The sequence below is a fragment of the Streptomyces olivochromogenes genome (assembly GCF_001514115.1).
Classification (GTDB): Bacteria; Actinomycetota; Actinomycetes; order Streptomycetales; family Streptomycetaceae; genus Streptomyces; species Streptomyces olivochromogenes.
This window is the reverse complement of sequence record NZ_KQ948451.1, coordinates 673354-689922: the sequence shown is the minus strand read 5'-3', so window position 1 is coordinate 689922 and position 16569 is coordinate 673354. Positions and strand designations below refer to the sequence as shown.

At 69.6% G+C, this 16569-nt stretch carries 19 protein-coding genes and 1 tRNA gene; 13 read left to right on the top strand and 7 right to left on the bottom strand.

Annotated elements, in window-relative coordinates; genetic code table 11:
* Nucleotides 1-6: 6 nt before the first annotated feature.
* The 5 genes from tdh (at nucleotide 7) to AQJ27_RS03155 (ending at nucleotide 4392) form a co-directional block, all read left to right on the top strand.
* Nucleotides 7-1035 carry an L-threonine 3-dehydrogenase gene (gene tdh / locus AQJ27_RS03175; protein ID WP_067361209.1) on the top strand — a complete coding sequence of 343 codons (1029 nt, stop codon included), beginning with the start codon at nucleotides 7-9 and terminating at the stop codon, nucleotides 1033-1035.
* A gap of 48 nt (nucleotides 1036-1083) precedes the next feature.
* Nucleotides 1084-2277, top strand: coding sequence for a glycine C-acetyltransferase (locus AQJ27_RS03170; RefSeq protein ID WP_067361206.1), 1194 nt, complete (start codon nucleotides 1084-1086; stop codon nucleotides 2275-2277).
* A gap of 31 nt (nucleotides 2278-2308) precedes the next feature.
* Nucleotides 2309-3214 carry a LysR family transcriptional regulator gene (locus AQJ27_RS03165; RefSeq protein WP_067361203.1) on the top strand — a complete coding sequence of 302 codons (906 nt, stop codon included), beginning with the start codon at nucleotides 2309-2311 and terminating at the stop codon, nucleotides 3212-3214.
* A gap of 69 nt (nucleotides 3215-3283) precedes the next feature.
* Nucleotides 3284-3859: a helix-turn-helix domain-containing protein gene (locus AQJ27_RS03160; RefSeq protein ID WP_067361200.1), complete on the top strand. Its 576-nt coding sequence runs from the start codon at nucleotides 3284-3286 to the stop codon at nucleotides 3857-3859.
* Nucleotides 3856-4392 carry a GNAT family N-acetyltransferase gene (locus AQJ27_RS03155; RefSeq protein ID WP_201264230.1) on the top strand — a complete coding sequence of 179 codons (537 nt, stop codon included), beginning with the start codon at nucleotides 3856-3858 and terminating at the stop codon, nucleotides 4390-4392. Before AQJ27_RS03160 ends, AQJ27_RS03155 begins: the two co-directional genes overlap by 4 nt.
* A 22-nt stretch (nucleotides 4393-4414) precedes the next feature.
* Here AQJ27_RS03155 and AQJ27_RS56265 read toward each other — a convergent pair whose 3' ends face one another.
* Genes AQJ27_RS56265 through AQJ27_RS03140 form a run of 3 tightly spaced genes read right to left on the bottom strand, consistent with a single transcriptional unit; the run spans nucleotide 4415 to nucleotide 5867 of the window.
* Nucleotides 4415-5086, bottom strand: coding sequence for a hypothetical protein (locus tag AQJ27_RS56265; RefSeq protein ID WP_067361194.1), 672 nt, complete (start codon nucleotides 5084-5086; stop codon nucleotides 4415-4417).
* On the bottom strand, nucleotides 5086-5691 hold the full coding sequence (locus AQJ27_RS03145; protein ID WP_067361191.1) for an RNA polymerase sigma factor: 606 nt from the start codon (nucleotides 5689-5691) through the stop codon (nucleotides 5086-5088). Before AQJ27_RS03145 ends, AQJ27_RS56265 begins: the two co-directional genes overlap by 1 nt.
* Complete coding sequence (locus tag AQJ27_RS03140) at nucleotides 5688-5867, bottom strand: hypothetical protein (protein ID WP_054232698.1); 180 nt, start codon at nucleotides 5865-5867, stop codon at nucleotides 5688-5690. The genes AQJ27_RS03145 and AQJ27_RS03140 overlap by 4 nt, the downstream gene beginning before the upstream one ends.
* Before the next feature lie 249 nt (nucleotides 5868-6116).
* Here AQJ27_RS03140 and AQJ27_RS03135 point away from each other — a divergent pair, with 249 nt between their 5' ends.
* The gene (locus AQJ27_RS03135; RefSeq protein WP_067361189.1) at nucleotides 6117-6476 is read left to right on the top strand and encodes an MmcQ/YjbR family DNA-binding protein; all 360 of its coding nucleotides are present in this window, start codon (nucleotides 6117-6119) and stop codon (nucleotides 6474-6476) included.
* 34 nt (nucleotides 6477-6510) lie between these two features.
* Here the strand turns inward: AQJ27_RS03135 and AQJ27_RS03130 are convergent, their stop codons facing one another.
* Nucleotides 6511-7428 (bottom strand): transketolase family protein, encoded by a 918-nt coding sequence (locus AQJ27_RS03130; protein ID WP_067361186.1) that lies wholly within the window; start codon nucleotides 7426-7428, stop codon nucleotides 6511-6513.
* Between the two features lie 150 nt (nucleotides 7429-7578).
* Nucleotides 7579-8283 carry a thiamine pyrophosphate-dependent enzyme gene (locus tag AQJ27_RS03125; protein ID WP_067361183.1) on the bottom strand — a complete coding sequence of 235 codons (705 nt, stop codon included), beginning with the start codon at nucleotides 8281-8283 and terminating at the stop codon, nucleotides 7579-7581.
* A 182-nt stretch (nucleotides 8284-8465) separates the two neighbouring features.
* On the opposite strand from AQJ27_RS03125, the gene AQJ27_RS03120 reads away from it, so the two are divergent.
* Nucleotides 8466-8542, top strand: a tRNA-Pro gene (locus AQJ27_RS03120).
* A gap of 286 nt (nucleotides 8543-8828) precedes the next feature.
* Here AQJ27_RS03120 and AQJ27_RS58415 read toward each other — a convergent pair.
* Both AQJ27_RS58415 and AQJ27_RS03110 read right to left on the bottom strand, forming a co-directional pair.
* Nucleotides 8829-9092, bottom strand: a complete 264-nt coding sequence (locus AQJ27_RS58415; protein WP_067361180.1) for a hypothetical protein — start codon at nucleotides 9090-9092, stop codon at nucleotides 8829-8831.
* A 12-nt stretch (nucleotides 9093-9104) separates the two neighbouring features.
* The gene (locus tag AQJ27_RS03110; protein WP_235613401.1) at nucleotides 9105-9827 is read right to left on the bottom strand and encodes an MFS transporter; all 723 of its coding nucleotides are present in this window, start codon (nucleotides 9825-9827) and stop codon (nucleotides 9105-9107) included.
* 402 nt (nucleotides 9828-10229) lie between these two features.
* On the opposite strand from AQJ27_RS03110, the gene AQJ27_RS03105 reads away from it, so the two are divergent.
* The 6 genes from AQJ27_RS03105 to AQJ27_RS03080 all read left to right on the top strand — a co-directional run bounded on the left by AQJ27_RS03105 (nucleotide 10230) and on the right by AQJ27_RS03080 (nucleotide 16288).
* The gene (locus AQJ27_RS03105) at nucleotides 10230-12044 is read left to right on the top strand and encodes an ABC transporter ATP-binding protein (protein WP_079064750.1); all 1815 of its coding nucleotides are present in this window, start codon (nucleotides 10230-10232) and stop codon (nucleotides 12042-12044) included.
* A gap of 358 nt (nucleotides 12045-12402) precedes the next feature.
* Nucleotides 12403-13590, top strand: coding sequence for a sensor histidine kinase (locus AQJ27_RS03100; protein ID WP_067361177.1), 1188 nt, complete (start codon nucleotides 12403-12405; stop codon nucleotides 13588-13590).
* Nucleotides 13587-13988, top strand: a complete 402-nt coding sequence (locus AQJ27_RS03095) for a roadblock/LC7 domain-containing protein (RefSeq protein WP_054232692.1) — start codon at nucleotides 13587-13589, stop codon at nucleotides 13986-13988. Before AQJ27_RS03100 ends, AQJ27_RS03095 begins: the two co-directional genes overlap by 4 nt.
* Nucleotides 13985-14362: a DUF742 domain-containing protein gene (locus AQJ27_RS03090; RefSeq protein WP_054232691.1), complete on the top strand. Its 378-nt coding sequence runs from the start codon at nucleotides 13985-13987 to the stop codon at nucleotides 14360-14362. The genes AQJ27_RS03095 and AQJ27_RS03090 overlap by 4 nt, the downstream gene beginning before the upstream one ends.
* Nucleotides 14337-14930 (top strand): GTP-binding protein, encoded by a 594-nt coding sequence (locus AQJ27_RS03085; RefSeq protein WP_067361174.1) that lies wholly within the window; start codon nucleotides 14337-14339, stop codon nucleotides 14928-14930. The genes AQJ27_RS03090 and AQJ27_RS03085 overlap by 26 nt, the downstream gene beginning before the upstream one ends.
* 8 nt (nucleotides 14931-14938) lie before the next feature.
* Nucleotides 14939-16288 carry a cytochrome P450 gene (locus tag AQJ27_RS03080; RefSeq protein ID WP_067361171.1) on the top strand — a complete coding sequence of 450 codons (1350 nt, stop codon included), beginning with the start codon at nucleotides 14939-14941 and terminating at the stop codon, nucleotides 16286-16288.
* The last annotated feature ends 281 nt before the right edge of the window (nucleotides 16289-16569 follow it).

The following is a 16569-nucleotide window of genomic DNA, read 5'->3' as shown; positions in this document are numbered from 1 at the left end:
CGTAGCTTGAAGGCGCTGGTCAAGGAGAAGGCGGAGCCCGGGCTCTGGCTGACGGACGTCCCGGAACCGGAGATCGGCCCCGGCGACGTACTGATCAAGGTCCTCAGGACCGGGATCTGCGGCACCGACCTGCACATCCGCAACTGGGACGGCTGGGCGCAGCAGGCCATCCGCACGCCGCTCGTCCTCGGCCACGAGTTCGTCGGAGAGGTCGTCGAGACCGGCCGCGACGTCGCCGACATCAAGGCGGGCGACCGCGTGAGCGGCGAGGGCCACCTCGTGTGCGGCAAGTGCCGCAACTGCCTGGCCGGGCGCCGCCACCTGTGCCGTGCCACCGTCGGCCTGGGCGTCGGCCGCGACGGCGCGTTCGCCGAGTACGTGGCCCTGCCCGCCGCCAACGTGTGGGTGCACCGCGTCCCGGTCGACCTCGACGTCGCCGCGATCTTCGACCCGTTCGGCAACGCCGTGCACACGGCGCTGTCCTTCCCTCTGGTCGGCGAGGACGTCCTCATCACGGGCGCGGGCCCGATCGGTCTGATGGCCGCGGCCGTGGCCCGGCACGCGGGTGCCCGCAACGTCGTCATCACCGACGTCAGCGAGGAGCGCCTCGACCTCGCCCGCAAGATCGGCGTCAGCCTCGCGCTGAACGTCGCGGAGTCGACCATCGCCGACGGGCAGCGCTCCCTCGGCCTGCGCGAGGGCTTCGACATCGGCCTGGAGATGTCCGGCCGTCCCGAGGCGATGCGCGACATGATCGCCAACATGACGCACGGCGGCCGGATCGCGATGCTCGGTCTGCCCGCCGAGGAGTTCGCGGTCGACTGGTCCCGGATCGTCACCTCCATGATCACGATCAAGGGCATCTACGGCCGTGAGATGTTCGAGACCTGGTACGCGATGTCCGTCCTCCTCGAAGGCGGCCTCGACCTCGCGCCGGTCATCACCGGCCGCTACGGCTACCGCGACTACGAGGCGGCCTTCGCGGACGCCGCGAGCGGCCGCGGCGGCAAGGTCATCCTCGACTGGAGCGCGTGAGCGTCCGCAAGAGCCACTCCGACCGCGTAACCCCCTAGGAGCCCTTCCATGTTCGACTCCGTGCGCGACGACCTCCGCACCACCCTCGACGAGATCCGCGCCGCCGGTCTGCACAAGCCCGAGCGCGTGATCGGCACCCCGCAGTCCGCGACCGTGAACGTCACCGCGGGCGGCCGCCCCGGCGAGGTCCTCAACTTCTGCGCCAACAACTACCTCGGCCTCGCCGACCACCCCGAGGTCGTCGCCGCCGCCCACGCGGCCCTCGACCGCTGGGGCTACGGCATGGCGTCCGTCCGCTTCATCTGCGGTACGCAGGAGGTGCACAAGGAGCTTGAGGCGCGGCTGTCCGCGTTCCTCGGACAGGAGGACACGATCCTCTACTCCTCCTGCTTCGACGCCAACGGCGGCGTCTTCGAGACCCTCCTCGGCGCCGAGGACGCGGTCATCTCCGACGCCCTCAACCACGCCTCGATCATCGACGGCATCCGCCTCTCCAAGGCGCGCCGCTTCCGGTACGCCAACCGCGACATGGCGGACCTGGAGGCACAGCTCAAGGACGCGTCCGACGCCCGCCGCCGTCTGATCGTCACCGACGGCGTCTTCTCGATGGACGGCTATGTCGCGCCCCTGAAGGAGATCTGTGACCTCGCCGACCGCTACGACGCCATGGTCATGGTCGACGACTCGCACGCCGTCGGCTTCGTCGGCCCCGGCGGCCGCGGCACCCCCGAGCTGCACGGTGTCATGGACCGCGTCGACATCATCACCGGCACCCTCGGCAAGGCGCTCGGCGGCGCCTCCGGCGGCTATGTCGCCGCCCGCGCCGAGATCGTCGCGCTGCTGCGCCAGCGCTCCCGCCCGTACCTGTTCTCGAACACGCTCGCCCCGGTGATCGCGGCGGCCTCCCTGAAGGTGCTCGACCTGCTGGAGTCGGCCGACGACCTGCGCATCCGCCTCGCCGAGAACACCGCGCTGTTCCGCTCCCGGATGACCGCGGAGGGCTTCGACATCCTCCCCGGTGACCACGCGATCGCCCCCGTCATGATCGGCGACGCGTCCGTCGCGGGACGCATGGCCGAGCTCCTCCTGGAGCGCGGCGTCTATGTGATCGGCTTCTCCTACCCGGTCGTCCCGCAGGGCCAGGCCCGGATCCGGGTCCAGCTCTCGGCCGCGCACTCGACGCAGGACGTGAACCGGGCGGTCGACGCGTTCGTGTCAGCCCGTGCGGAGCTCGAGGGCTGAAAGACGCCTGTGACCTGAGAGAATCGGTCACATGATCGAAGCGCGGCGGCTCCACATCCTCCGTGCGGTGGCCGACCACCGCACGGTCACGGCGGCGGCCGCCGCGCTCTATCTCACCCCCTCGGCCGTCTCCCAACAGCTGACCGCGCTGGAGCAGGAGACCGGCCACCGACTCGTCGAGCGCGGCGCCAAGGGCGTACGGCTGACTCCGGCCGGCGAGATCCTGCTCAGTCACACCAACGAGGTGCTGGCCCAACTGGAGCGCGCCGAGGCGGAGTTGGCCGCGTACAGTGCGGGCTCGGCGGGCACGGTCACCGTCGCCTCCTTCGCGACCGGCATCGGCCTGGTGGTGGCCCCCGCGCTGGCCCGCCTCGCCCGCACGGCACCCGGCATCCACGTCCGCGTCCAGGACGCCGAGGGCGACGCCAGTCTGCCGATGGTGCTCGACCGGCTGGTCGACATCGCGGTCGCCGTCGAGTACCGGGGCGCCCCGGACGCGGACGACCCGCGCCTGACCCCCGTAGCCCTGTACGCCGAGCCCTTCGACGCGGTCGTCCCGCTCGGACACCGGCTCGCCGACGCCACCGAGGTCCCGCTCGCCGAGCTGGCCAAGGACCCGTGGATCGGCCCGTACCCCGGCAACCCCTGCCATGACGTGGTCGTCCTGGCCTGCGAGAACGCCGGATTCCAACCCCGTCTCGAACACTCCTCTGACGACTTCCGGGCCGTCGTGGCCCTTGCCTCGGCCGACGCGGGTGTCGCCCTGGTACCCCGTTCCGCCCTGCGCGGGATGGATCTCACGGGCGTGCTGGTCCGACCGGTCGACGGCGTCGCGCCCACGCGCCGGGTCTTCGCGGCCGTACGCCGGGGCGCGGAGGGGCATCCGCTGATCCGCCCGGTGCTGGACGCGCTGGCGGAGGCCGCGACGGTGGACTGAGGTGAGTGGCGGGAGGGGGCGGCCGGCGGGGCACCCTGCTGTGTTCATATCTGGGATAGCATCCCGAATATGGGAAACAATGGGGAGCTCGATGTCGTCGATGTCCGGCTCGGGGCCCGGCTGGCCGAGCTGCGCTCCGAACGTGGCTGGTCCCTGGGGGAGTTGGCGGAGCGCAGCGGGGTCAGCCGCTCCACGCTGTCCCGTGCCGAGCGGGCCGAGATCAGCCCCACGGCCTCGCTCCTGAACCGGCTGTGCGCCGTGTACGGACGCACCATGTCGCAGCTGCTCAGCGAGGTCGAGGCGGAACCCGTTCCGGTGGTGCGGGCGGCCGACCAGACGGTCTGGGCCGACGAGGCCTCCGGATTCGTACGGCGATCGGTGTCCCCGCCGCACGCAGGGCTGCGCGGCGAACTGGTCGAGGGGCGGCTCAGGGCCGGCGCCGACCTCGCCTACGACCGGCCTCCCGTGCCCGGCCTGGAGCAGCACGTCTGGGTCCTCGACGGAACGCTGGAGGTGACCGCGCAGGACGTCGAACACCGGCTCGACGCCGGGGACTGTCTGCGGCTGCGGGTCTGGGGGCCCACCCGCTTCCGGTGTCCCGGCCCCGAGGACGTGCGGTACGCGCTGGTGGTGGTGCTGCCGTGACCACCGTCTCCCGGCTGGACGCCCAGCGCCTTCGGGCCTCGGCGGGCGAGTTGGCCGAACTGCTGGTCGACACCGTGGAGGGCGGGGCCTCGATCGGCTTCCTCGCCCCGTTGGAGCGGGCGAAGGCCGTCGCCTGGTGGGAGGAGCGCGTGGACTCGGTGTCGGCCGGACGCCTCGCCGTGTGGGTGGCGCACACCGCGGACCGGATCCTGGGCACCGTCAGCCTCGTCTTCCCCGACAAACCCAACAGCCGCCACCGCGCGGAGCTGGTGAAGCTGATGGTGCACCGCGACGGCCGCGGACAGGGCCTCGGCCGGGTCCTTTTGACCACCGCCGAGCACGCGGCCGCCACCGCCGGAATCACCCTCCTGCACCTGGACACCGAGACCGACAGCCCCGCCGAGTCCCTCTACCGCTCCGCGGGCTGGACCCGGCTCGGGGCGATACCCGACTACGCGGCGACTCCGTCGGGAGAGCTGTGCCCGACGACGATCTTCTACAAGCGGGTGGGAGCGACGGTCCCCGGCGCGTGACGAGCCGCCGCTCCCGCCGCGGCTACAGCAGGGAGGTCAGGTGGCGCAGCTCCTTCACGAGAGGCGGCCGGGGGAGCGGGACGATGCCGATCTCCGGGTGGTGCGGGCGGGCGATGTGCGGGTGGACGTGGTCGATGAACGCCGGATTGACCAACGGCGCGGTGACGCGGTCGCCGCACATGTAGGTGGGTTCGAAGTGCTCGCGCACCAGTTGGGTGCGCCAGTGGTCGGCGTCGTGGTACTCGCCGCTGTGCGCGTGTTCGAGGAACAGGCAGTACTCGGCGACCTGGTGGCCGACCCCCGCCGCGAAACGCCACCAGAAGCGTGCCCCGCTGCTGTCGCCCGCCACGTGCAGCAGGCACGCGAAGACCAGGGCGCCGGTCTTGTCCGCGTACTGGCTGTCGATGAACTCGCTCAGATGACGGTCGGCGTCCGGCCCGAACAGCACCAGCAGGCTCACGGCGTTCAGGTCCCACCAGGCGCGGTCCGCGTCCGGGGTGCGGTCGTCCTCTGGGGTGGTCCACACGGCTCGGACGAGCGCGGCATCGGGGTTGCGCGGGCGGTGCCGGGCCGCCTGACGGCTGCGCAGACGGGCTTCGGAGGCCGCGAGGTCGTAGTCGGCGTAACGATCCCGCGTACGCGCTTTGGCCAACAGTTCGTCGATGGTGCGGCGGTCGGACGGCAGGGTGCTCATCAGGGGTTCTTCCCGTCGGAGTGCTCCGGGCAGCGGAGTTTGAGCAGGGTGGCGAGGCGCCGCCGGCCGGTACGGAGCTGGGAGCGGACGGTGGCCTCCTCGTTGCCCATGAGTACGGCGGCTTCGGCGGCCGTGAAACCTATGCCGTAGTAGAGGAGGATCGCGTCCCGCTGCCGCTCGCTCAGGGAGCCGACCGCGACGTACAGGGCGATGGCGTCGGTGAGCGTGTCGTACGGATCCTCGGCCGGATCGGCGAGCGCCGCCTCGAAGGCGGCGATCTCCATCAGCTCCGGGCGGCGTCGGCGCTTGCGGTGCATGTCGATGATGCGGCGCTTGAGGATCGTCCAGGCGTAGCCCTCCAGGTTCTCCATCCGCAGCATCCGCGGCCAGCGGTCCATGACCTGGTCGAAGGTCAGGTCCACGGCCTCCTCCGCGTCGGCGTCGGAGCCGAGCTGGAGATAGGCGTAGCGCATGTAGTCCTGGCGGCGCTGATGGTGGAACCCCCAGTACGCCATCTGCACGGTGGGGTCCCACTGGTCGATGGGCACCACCCGCGGTGTGCCGACGGCCCCGCCGGTCTCCTCCGGCCCGCCGTCGCCGTTCACGGGACGTCCCGGGTCGACTCGGCGGAGCGGGACGGGGCGCGGGTGCCGGTCAGTCCGGTGATGCCGATCCGTACGCCGGCCGTCAGCAGCCGACGGCAGCCACGGACGACGTCCGGGCCGAACACCCTCATGCCAAGCGCGATCTCGAACAACCACGCGGCAGCGCTCTGCTGCACGGGGTCCTCCCCTGTACCTGTGCTGATCGAAGGTGCCGTGTCCCCACCCCGGCACCAGAGGCACCATCCGCCTCCACCCATGAAGCGTCCGGGGCGACCCGAACGTGCAGCCGGTGCTCGAAAAATATTACGTTCAGTATCGATCCGATTGCAGCTGGTTCAATCATCGACCATCTCGGGCGGGGAGCCGGGAGCGACCGAACCCGCCGACGCCTGTCGATGTCAGTGCCTTTGGCTACCGTGCCTCCCATGCCGGATGCCGACGACGTACGCCGTACCGCCCTCTCCCTGCCGGACACCACGGAGAAGATCGCCTGGAGCATGCCCACCTTCCGGGTCGCGGGGAAGATGTTCGCCACGCTGCCCGAGGAGGAGACGTCCATCGCGGTGCGCTGCCCGAAGGAGGAGCGCGACGAACTCGTCCAGGCGGAGCCCGGCAAGTTCTGGATCGCCGACCACGAGGCGGGTTTCGCCTGGGTCAGGGTCCGGCTCGCCGCCCTGGAGGACGGCGACGAACTCCGTGACATCCTGGCCGACTCCTGGCGCCAGGCGGCTCCGCCCCGGCTGCTCGACGCCTACCCGGAGCTGGGCCTTCCGAAGGCCGACTGACACGCGGGTCCGCGCGGGTCCGCGCGGGGCGGACTCAGGGGCGCGGTCGGCCCGAGGCGCTCAGGAAGCCGCCGATCCGCTCCCGCAGGGATCCCGCGTCGAGGCCGTGCGCGGTCAGGTGCTCGTCGACGGTTCCGTACCGGCGCAGCTCACGCCGGCGGACGCCGAGGCCGAGGACACGGTGGGGTACGTCGGCGAGCGCGTCGCCCGCGGCGGCCGTGGACGTACCGGCCAGATACGGCTCGACGAGGACGACGTCGGTGCCCGCGGCCTCCGTGGCGCGGCGCAGGGCCTGCCCGTCGAAGGGCCTCACGGTGGCCGCGTACAGGACGGTGACGTCGAGTCCCTCCGTGGCGGCGAGTACGGCGTCGAGCATCGGCCCGACGGCGACGACGACCCCTGCGCGCCCTTCCCGGACGGTACGGAAACGGGCCCCGTCGACCGGCAGACCCTGCGCGTTGGACTGCACGGACAACCGCACGTACACCTTGTCGTCCCCGGCGGCGACCGCCTGCCGCAGCAGCTCCTCGGCCTCGTCCGGATGGCCGGGAACGTGCACGGTCCAGCCGTCCAGCGTGTCGAGCAGGGCCACATCGCCGGGTGCCATGTGGGTGAAGCCCCCGGCGGGCCAGTCGAAGGACGCGGCCGCGCTCACCAGCACCGCGCCCACGTCCTGGTGTCCGAGGTCCAGCTTGACCTGCTCGAACGGCCGCTCGACGAGGAAGCTGGCGAAGGTGTGCACGACGGGCCGCAGACCGGTCAGTGCCAGGCCCGCGCCCGCCCCGACCAGGAGCTGTTCGCGGATCCCGATGTTGATCACCCGATCGGGATGCCTGCGCCGGGCTTCCGTGAAACCGTCCTTGCCGATCTCGGCGAGGACGACAGCGACCCGGGGGTCCTCGTCGAGCAGCCGCGTCATGACGGGGGCGAAACGATCACGCATGGTGTCCACGGAAGGGGGTCCTTTCAGGGGCGTACGGGATGAGGAGACGGGGTGAGGGGAGGGGGAGCGTCCGGAGCCGCAGATGCCTTACGTGCCTCGGATGCCTCAGGTATCTCAGGTACCTCAGAAGGCGCATATGCCTCAGATGCCTCGGGTGTCTCAGGCGGACTTGGGCTCGACCCGGGCGACCACCACGTGCGGGCGACCCGGGTGGGGCGCGGTGAAGGCGGCGTACAGCGCCTCGTGGTCACGGCCGTCGACGGTCAGGGCGGACCAGCCCGCGGCCTCGAACCGGGCGGCGATACCGCCGGGCCGGGCATGGCTGGCGGAGGAGTTGTCGATCACCACGGTGTGCAGCCGGTCGAGACCGGCCGGCCCGGCGTACGCGATCGCCTCGTGGTTGCTGCCCTCGTCCAGCTCCGCGTCGCCGATCAGCACCCACACACGGGGCTCGCCCAGCCCCTGCGCGCGCAGGCCGAGCGCGGTGCCGACAGCGATCGGCAGCCCGTGCCCCAGCGACCCGCTGCCGATCTCGGCGCCGGGTACCAGCACCCGGTCCGGGTGGTGTCCGAGCGGCGAGTCGTACGCGCCGAAGTCCGGCAGCCACTCCACGGGCACGAAGCCCTTGGCCGCGAGCACCGCGTAGTACGCCATGGGCCCGTGACCCTTGGAGAGCAGGAACCGGTCCCGCTCCGGATCGTCCATCCGCTCGGGCCCGACCCGCAGCACCCGGTCGTAGAGCACCCACAGCGCGTCCAGCGTGGACGTCGCCGCGGGTCCGTGCTTCTCGTCGCCGGTCATCAGCCCCATCAGGCGGGGCAGGTCCTGGTACTGGTGGTGGCGTTCCGCCTCGATGATCGTCATGCCGACGATCGTGCAACCTCAATCAAACTTCAGGTCAAGTGTCGCCTCGAAGTCTTCCCCCGCGCGGCCCCGTGGCCCGCGCCCCGGTCGGCCCCGAATAAACGGATGCGCGACCATCGCCCCGAGTGCGGTATTGTTTCCGTGCGCGTTCAGCCAGGGGAAACCCCAGGTCAGACGGGCAACGGGACGTGGCGCAGCTTGGTAGCGCACTTGACTGGGGGTCAAGGGGTCGCAGGTTCAAATCCTGTCGTCCCGACCAGCTTCACAGCAGGTCGGAGGCCGTCTTCTCGGCGATGAGAAGACGGCTTTTTCGTGTCCGCTCCTTTGCGGACCTCCAGGAGCTACCAGGTGACGGGCAGCGCGTAGATGCCGTACGCCTGCGAGTCCTCCTTGAACTTCAGCTCCGAGACGTCGACCGCGAGCCGCGGGGTCGGCACCCGACGGAACGGCGTGCTGAACACGATGTGGAGTTCGCTACGGGCCAGCGGCAGGCAGGGCCGCGAGCTGGTCGGGGTTCCGGAGCAGCAGCGCGGTGCCCGGAGTGATCATGTTGGCGCTGGTGTCGTGGCCGGCGACGAGCAGGATGTGCTCCAGGGGAGCGGCCTCCGCCAGGCTGAGATCGCCTCCTTGACGCGCGCGCCGAGGTCGGACAGGACGTCCTCGGCGGGGTCGTCCATCTTGGCCTCGATGAGCCCGGAGACGTAGCGGCGCAGCTCCCTCGTCGTCGCGGCGGCCGCTTGCGGTGTCTTGAACCGCGCGTTGGTGACGCCGGCGTGCTCCTGGAAGAACTCGTGGTCCTCGTAGGGCACTCCGAGGATGGTTCACACCGGCCGACGCCGTGTCATGGACGGCGGGAACAGGGGGTCGGCGACCCGGCGCTCGACGAGCACGAAGGCGACCAGTGTGATCAGCGCCCCGGCGATACAGGCGGCGAACCTGGCACTGACCGAGCCCCACTGCGATCCCTCGCCGACGGCCGGGACGATCGCCGTGATCCCTCCGCCGAGTAGGAGTCCGCCGCCCCAGTCCGTCCGGCCGCCCGCCTCACGGACCGGGCTCCCCGGCACGAAGGCGGCCACCAGCACGAAGCTCGCGGCGGTGCTGATGGCCATGAACCACAGCACACCGCGGAATCCGTAACTGTCCAGGAGCCAGCCGGCCAGGAACGGCCCGCCGAAGGCGACGAGGCCGACCCCGCCGGCCAGGAGCCCGCTGGCGAGTCCCACCCAGCGGCGGGGGAACACGTCCCGGGTGATCGCGTAGGCGATCGGGGCGGTGGCCGCGTAGACACCCGCGATGCCGCGCCTGATCAGCAGCGCGCGGTAGTCGGTGGCGACGAGCAGGACGCGCTTCGTGCCGAAGAGGGCCGGGGCCTTGACCGCGAAGGGCAGGAAGAAGGTCCCGGTCAGCAGGGTCATCAGGGTGAACCGGGTGATGTCCGTGGTCCGGAAGTGGATGGCGATGTCGGCCCGTGCGATGCCGGACAACGCGGGGACGAGTGCGACCAGTTGGCCGGTCCACACGAGCGCGACGACGACGAGCACGTTGCGCGTGGTGGAGCGGGATCTCTCGTGGGCCTGCGGGGGAATTGCGCGGACAGAGACCGCGCGGAAAGAGACGCCCGGGCGCATCGAGGCGGGGGTGATCGGGCTGCCTCGGCTCAGGGGCACACGCCTGTTCGGCTGGGGTCGCGCAAGCGTGCGACGTGCGCCGTTGGCCGATAAAAACGCTTGGACTGCGCGGGAGCCCTCGCGGGACACTGCGATTCCTGGCCCGCCGTACTCGCACGTGGGTGTCGCCGCGGGCCCGTCGTCGTACCCCGCCCATCGGAGGACGACCCGAGCGAACGCGCTCACTCGAAACCGAAGCTCCACACGGCCACTGAGGCAACGGAAACTCCCCGGAGAAGCACGCGGCAGGCTGCCGCACGACCACACAGGGTTGGGATGGGATCGCCTGAATCGCGCGAGGGTTCACCGGGCAAAGGCTCGGTGCTCCTCGCCCTTCGCTATTACGGACGGGAGTTGGCCCGGCTCCGACGGCTGACCGCCCCCGCGATGCTGCTGCCGGCGCTCGGCAACATCGGCATCAACTACATCGCGCCTCTGATCATCGCGAAGCTCGTCGGCCGGATCGCCGGCGACGTCGGCGTCTCCATCGGTTCGACGCTGCCGTACGTCCTCGGCTTCGCCGGCGTCCTGCTGCTCGCGGAGATGCTGTGGCGCCTCGGCCTGCACTGCCTGAACCGTCTCGACGCCCTCGGCATCGAGCAGTTGTACGTCATCGGCATGGACGAGCTGTTCGCCAAGGACGCCGCGTTCTTCCACGACAACTTCGCCGGGTCACTGACCAAGCGGGTGCTGAGCTTCGCCTCCCGCTTCGAGGAGTTCGTCGACACGATGACGTTCCAGGTCGTGGGCAGCTTCGTGCCGCTGGTGTTCGGGGCGGTGGTGCTGTGGCGCTACGAACCGCTGCTCGTCGTCGGACTCCTGGCCATGATCGCACTGACGGGGCTGTGCGTGCTGCCCCTCATCCGCCGCCGTCAGGCGCTCGTCGCTCAGCGCGAGGAGGCGATCGCCCGGGTGTCGGGCCATGTCGCCGACAGCCTGATGAACATGGACACGGTCCGGGCGTTCGCCGCCGAGGAGCGCGAGGCCGCCGAGCACCGGTCGCGCGTCGCGGCCTCGCGGCGGCTCATGCTGAGGTCGTGGGACTACGGCAACCTGCGCATCGACACACTGGTCGCGCCGATGTCCGTACTGACCAACGCGCTGGGCCTGCTGCTCGCGGTCGCGCTCGGCGGAGGCAGCCACGGCGTCGAGGCGGTCGTGGTCGCCTTCACGTACTACAGCAACGCGACGCGGATCATGTTCGAGTTCAACCAGATCTACCGTCGCCTGGAGAGCTCGATGACGGAGGCCGCGCAGTTCACCGAACTGCTGCTGAAGCCGCCGACCGTGCTCGACCCGAAGGCGCCGGAAGCGCTGCTGTCCCGGGCCGCCGACGTCCGCTTCGAGCAGGTGACCTTCGCCCACGCGGGCGCGCAGCCGCTCTTCGAGGGACTCGACCTGGCGGTGCCCAGCGGGGCGAAGATCGGTCTCGTCGGCCGGTCCGGCGGGGGCAAGACCACGCTGGCCCGGCTGCTGCTGAGGATGACGGACATCGACTCCGGCCGCATCCTGATCGGAGGGCAGGACATCAGCAGGCTGCGCCAGGCCGACCTGCGCGGCCTGATGGCCTACGTGCCGCAGGACCCGGCGATGTTCCACCGCACCTTGCGGGACAACATCGCCTTCGCCCGGCCGGACGCCACCGAGGCCGAGATCCGTCGCGCGGCCGAGGCGGCGCATGTCACGGAGTTCGCCGACGCGCTGTCGGACGGCTTCGACACCATGGTGGGCGAGCGCGGGGTCAAGCTGTCCGGCGGACAGCGCCAGCGGGTCGCACTCGCCAGGGCGATCCTGCGCGACGCACCGATCCTGCTGCTCGACGAGGCGACCAGCGCGCTGGACTCCGAGAGCGAGATCCTCGTACAAGAGGCGCTGTGGCGGCTCATGGAGGGCCGGACGGCGCTCGTCGTGGCGCACCGGCTGAGCACGGTCGCCACCATGGACCAGCTCGTCGTCCTCGACCGCGGACGAATCATCGAGCAGGGCACGCATCAGGAACTGCTCGCGTCGGAAGGCGCCTACGCGAAGCTGTGGCAGCACCAGTCGGGCGGTTTCCTCGACGACAGCCAGGAGCCGGCCGACCTGCACTGAACGCGAGCCCGGCGGGCGTGGGGTCCCCCCGCGCCCGCTCGGCGGCACCCGCTCCCCGATGTCCACTCCGGGCACTGATTGACGAAAGCCGCAGAGCCCCCTTTTCGGATGTCGTTGAGGATCTGACTACTCATCAATGTTCGCAAGTACTCCCCATATTGATGGTCCGTCATGAGATGTGGCGATGATACGATCGCCGCACTTGCCGAGCGGGCTATGTGCACAAAACGACTCTTCCGGCCAAACGACTCTTCTGGCCAACTGTCCGGCCCGGACGGTAAACCCTGCGCAGTGGGCTGTCGGCCCACCGCGCTGACGGAATTCAGTAGCTGGCTGTCAGTCGCTTGAAGAGAGTCTTATGACGCAATACATGCAGGACCCGGCTCTCTGGGCTCTTATCGCTGGTACTCCGCTTGCAGCTACCGCCATTATTCGCGGAAAGCGGTCTGCGCGGAGTTTAAGGCAGGGAAATCAAGAACTCAGGGATCACTACGCTGAGCTTGAGAATCAATATTCGGCCTCGGTGAAGAAGGCTCAGGAGCAAGCCGAAGAAGCAACGAGAACCGCGCTCAAATCGGCGATGCGGACGCTTCAGGGTCTCGCCGCCGAACAGCAGTTGGCCATTTCCAAACTGCAGAGCAAGTATGGCGAGTCGGTGATTCTCCAGGACCTCCTGGAAATCGACCACATGAACTCGCAGTTCGGGCGGCGCGCCCAGTCCATCGCGGTGCTCTGCGAAGGCTGGCTGGGACGGCAGCGTGACGTCGCGTCGGTTTACGACGTGGTCCGCAGCGCGCAGGGCAGGATCCGGCACTTCCAGCGGGTCGAAATTCTTTCCCAGGTCGATTTCGCGGTCACCAACCGGGCCGTCGAACCGGTCGCGCTGGCCCTTGCCGAACTGCTCGACAACGCCACGAGCTACTCGGCACCGGAAACCAGTGTCGAGATCAATGTCCGTGCCGTACCCAAGGGCATCTGCATCGTCGTCGACGACGCCGGTGTCGGCATGAACGAGGAGGAGAAGGCCCGAGCGGCGAAACTCCTTTCGAGTGAGCGGGCCTCGGGTGTCTCCGGGCTCGGCAATCCTCCGCAGTTCGGCTTCGCGGTGATCGGTGTGCTCTGTGAGCGCTACGGCTTCACGGTGTCCGTCGACTCGACCTCTCCCTACGGGGGTGTGCGAGCGGTGGTCCTGCTGCCGGACGAGCTGCTCACCAGCATGCCGCAACCAAAGGAGCGAGCACAGACTGTGAGCACTGTTCCCTCGCTGAACCCCAGCGGCCCGGAACCCGCCGCGGCCGCGTCCACGACCGCCGACGGTCTTCCCAAGCGCCGCCGCAGGCGGGCCATGGCCATCGTGCCGCCGAGTTCCGAAACCACGGGCGCCCCCATGACCACGGGCACCCCGATCCGCTCCGAGGAGGAGACCGCCTCGATCATGGGTGCCTTCCAGCGCGGCACGCAGTCCGGTCGAGCCGCGCTCCCGGAGCCCGCGGGCCGCACGAGCAACGCACATGACGCAAGCAGCGAAGGGCATGAGGTTTCGTGAACAACGATCTGTCATGGATGCTTGACGGCGTCCTGGAGATTCCCGGGGCTCTGCACGCGGTCCTGGTCTCCGCCGACGGGCTCTTGATGGCGTCCTCGAAGGGGGTCGGGAGGGACCACGCGGACACCGTCGCCGCCGCGATGAGCGGTGTGCAGTCACTGAGCCGCTCGATCGGGTTCTTCTGCGACGGGTCCGATCTGAAGTGGCGGCAGACGCTCGTCGAGTTCGACGGTGGCTGGGTCTTCCTGATCTCCGCCGGTGACGGCGCGTACCTCGCGGTCTCGGCCTCTCCCGACGTCGAGATGGGGGAGATCACCTTCCGTATGCAGCAGCTCGTCGGCCAGCTGGGCAAGGCGCTGACGACTCCGCCGCGCGAGAACATCGGCGCACGCCAGTGACCGATTCCGAGCGGCAGGAGCCCGAGGCCGCGGAGTTAGTGCGGCCCTACGTCATCACCAATGGCCGGGACCTTCCCGACGGCGACCAGTTCTCCCTGATCACGCTGGTCACGGCGGCCGCCGACCACCAGCAGCGGCCGGCCCGGCTCTCCCCGGAGGAACAGAGCCTGCTGGAGATGTGCTCCGGCGGCTACCTCTCGGTCGCCGAGATCGCGGGACACCTGCGCCTGCCCATGGGCGTGGTGAAGATCCTTCTCAATGCCCTCGCCGAAGGCGGTTACCTCATCACGCGCGCGCCGGTGGCGCGCGCCCGCCTGGTCGACGAGCAGATTCTTCAGGAGGTGCTGGATGGTCTCCGGGCCCGTTTTGGATGAGAAGGCGTACGTCCGTGGTGGAGCGGCGCAGACCGCCGTGAAGATCCTGATCGTCGGGCACTTCGCGGTGGGCAAGACCACCTTCGTCGGGACGATGTCCGAGATTCCTCCGCTGACCACGGAGGAGACGATGACGCAGGCCGGCGAGGACATCGACGACCTCAAGGGCGTCCGCGGCAAGACCACCACCACGGTGGCCATGGACTTCGGACGCCTCACGATCAGTGATCACGTCGTGCTGTACCTGTTCGGTACGCCGGGCCAGCAGCGGTTCGTGCAGATGTGGGAGGACATGGCGCGCGGCGCTCTCGGGGCGCTCGTGCTGGTCGACCCCGAGCGGCTGGCGGATTCCTTCGCCGTCATCGACCTGATCGAGCAGTACGGACTCGCCTACGCCATTGCCGTGAACCACTTCGACGGCACGCCGATTCGTGGCGAAGAGGCGCTGCGTGAGGCGCTGGACCTGCTCCCCGACACCCCGGTCGTCACCTGCGACGCTCGCGACGAGAATTCATCAGCAAGCGCCCTGATCACCCTCGTTCACTATTTGCAGGACCGTGTCCGCTAGGAGCAAGCATGAACACTGAATCCACCGCCCCCGTGCCACCACCCGGCTGCCCGGCTCATGCCACGGGCGAGCCGGTGCCGTTGCACGGGGCGGAGTTCGCGGCCGATCCGCAAGCCTATTACGAGTACATGCGTCACTACGGGCCGACCGCTCCGGTCGAACTCGCCCCCGGTGTCGAGGCGACTCTTGTCACGGATTACTCGGCGGCGCTCCAGCTGCTCCAGAACGCGGGTGCCTTCCGGAAGGACTCGCGCCGCTGGCGGGATTTCAACGAAGGTGAGATCAGTCCGGACAGTCCGGTGCTTCCGCTTCTGGTGTACCGGCCCAACGCCATGTTCACTGACGGGGCCGACCACATGCGGCTGCGGCAGGCGATCACGGACAGCTTCGCGCGTGTCGATTCGCATTGGCTGAGCCAGAGCGCCGAGCGGGTCTCCAATTACCTCATCGCCCAGTTCCACACCCGTGGTTCGGCCGATCTGCTCAACGACTACGCCAAGCTGCTGCCGCTTTTCGTGTTCAACGAACTCTTCGGCTGCCCCGCGGAGATCGGCGACCGGGTCCTCTTCGGTATATCCGGCATTTTCGACGGTGTGAATGCCGAGAAGGCGAACGAGGTACTGGGTCAGGCCGTGGGCGAGCTGGTGGCCCTCAAGCGGTCCCGGCCCGGCGACGACGTCACCTCCTGGCTGATGCAGCATCAGGCGCGCCTGACCAACGAGGAGATGGCCCACCAGCTCGTCCTGCTCCTGGGCGCCGGTGCGGAGCCGCTGCGCAACCTCATCTCCAACACCCTGCACCTGCTGCTGACCAACGACCGTTACGCGGCAGGCGGGTTGATCGAAGAGGCCATCGACACCACGCTGTGGAAGAACCCGCCCATGGCGAACTACGCGCCGCACTACCCGGCGGCCGACATGGAGTTCGGGGGACAGAAGCTGGCGGCGGGCGACCTCGTGCTGGTCAGCTTCGCGGCCGCCAACACCGACCCGGCGCTCGCGGCGTCCCGTCACGCGTCGAGCAACCGCTCCCACCTGGCGTGGAGCGCGGGACCGCACGCCTGCCCGGCCAAGGACCCCGCCCGGCTCATCACCGTGACGGCCATCGAGAACCTCTTCAACCGGCTGCCCGACGTCGAACTGGCCGTACCCGAGGACAGTCTGACCTGGCGTCCGGGTCCCTTCAACCGGGCGCTGGCCGCGCTTCCGGCCCGTTTCACCCCCGTACGGGCCGCCCGGCAGCCCGACCCGCAGCACCGCCCGGAGACCACGGCGCGCAGCGACCAAGGAGGTGGGCAGGGCCGGCAGCAGGAGCGTGGCGGGCTGTGGAGTTCGTTCCTGTCCTGGTGGAAAGCGTGAGATACGCAACAGCCGCCAACATCCTCGCACTGCATCAATATTCAACCGGGGGGGTAGGGAAGAGCGCGGCAATCGTGTTGATCACAAGTTAAGGAGGTGTCGTGGAGCCCTCGACCACAGACGCCACTTCAGCACAGCACTCCGCAGCCACGCTCCGCCCCCGACGGCAGACCTCCCAAGGGAGCTTCGACCCCCGCGCCATACCCGTCGCACCACACAAGCCGGATGGCGAGATACCCGCCCGCACAGGCGGGTATCTTTTTGCCCTCCTTCCCGGGCCC

Excerpts from the sequence above, each read along its gene's own strand:
- AQJ27_RS03170 (WP_067361206.1), top strand. The coding sequence starts at position 1,084 with ATGTTCGACTCCGTGCGCGACGACCTCCGCACCACCCTCGACGAGATC.
- AQJ27_RS03165 (WP_067361203.1), top strand. The coding sequence starts at position 2,309 with ATGATCGAAGCGCGGCGGCTCCACATCCTCCGTGCGGTGGCCGACCAC.
- AQJ27_RS03160 (WP_067361200.1), top strand. The coding sequence starts at position 3,284 with ATGGGAAACAATGGGGAGCTCGATGTCGTCGATGTCCGGCTCGGGGCC.
- AQJ27_RS56265 (WP_067361194.1), bottom strand. The coding sequence starts at position 5,086 with ATGAGCACCCTGCCGTCCGACCGCCGCACCATCGACGAACTGTTGGCC.
- AQJ27_RS03135 (WP_067361189.1), top strand. The coding sequence starts at position 6,117 with ATGCCGGATGCCGACGACGTACGCCGTACCGCCCTCTCCCTGCCGGAC.
- AQJ27_RS03125 (WP_067361183.1), bottom strand. The coding sequence starts at position 8,283 with ATGACGATCATCGAGGCGGAACGCCACCACCAGTACCAGGACCTGCCC.
- AQJ27_RS03105 (WP_079064750.1), top strand. The coding sequence starts at position 10,230 with ATGGGATCGCCTGAATCGCGCGAGGGTTCACCGGGCAAAGGCTCGGTG.
- AQJ27_RS03100 (WP_067361177.1), top strand. The coding sequence starts at position 12,403 with ATGACGCAATACATGCAGGACCCGGCTCTCTGGGCTCTTATCGCTGGT.
- AQJ27_RS03085 (WP_067361174.1), top strand. The coding sequence starts at position 14,337 with ATGGTCTCCGGGCCCGTTTTGGATGAGAAGGCGTACGTCCGTGGTGGA.
- AQJ27_RS03080 (WP_067361171.1), top strand. The coding sequence starts at position 14,939 with ATGAACACTGAATCCACCGCCCCCGTGCCACCACCCGGCTGCCCGGCT.